Source organism: Pseudomonas frederiksbergensis (assembly GCF_003732665.1).
Classification (GTDB): domain Bacteria; phylum Pseudomonadota; class Gammaproteobacteria; order Pseudomonadales; family Pseudomonadaceae; genus Aquipseudomonas; species Aquipseudomonas frederiksbergensis_G.
This window is the reverse complement of record NZ_MOBP01000254.1, coordinates 1-288: the sequence shown is the minus strand read 5'-3', so window position 1 is coordinate 288 and position 288 is coordinate 1. Positions and strand designations below refer to the sequence as shown.

The window sequence follows — 288 nt, the reverse complement described above, 5'->3', positions numbered from 1 at the left end:
AGCTTCAAGGAGCTGGACTTGAAAGGGCGCGTTCCCTTTGTCGCGATTCTCGCGGTGGTATTGGTATTCGCCGTTGTGTTCAGTGATCCGCCGCGTATCCTGCTGCTGGTCTTCCTTGCCTATGCGGCTTCCGGGCCGGTGCAGTACCTGTTGCGTCTTCGTCGCCACAAAAAAGCCGAGTGATGTAATTTCCCTCATACTCCGCAGTCTATGGGTGCATCTGTCCTCCAAAGCTGCGGAGTTGTCATGCTGATCAAAGTCCCCAAAGCGTCTGACTGTCATGAGTCG

1 pseudogene is annotated in these 288 nt (G+C 54.9%); it reads left to right on the top strand.

What is annotated here, in order from left to right:
* Window positions 1-183, top strand: a pseudogene (locus BK665_RS34070) (CDP-diacylglycerol--serine O-phosphatidyltransferase); the annotation flags it as partial.
* Window positions 184-288 lie beyond the last annotated feature (105 nt).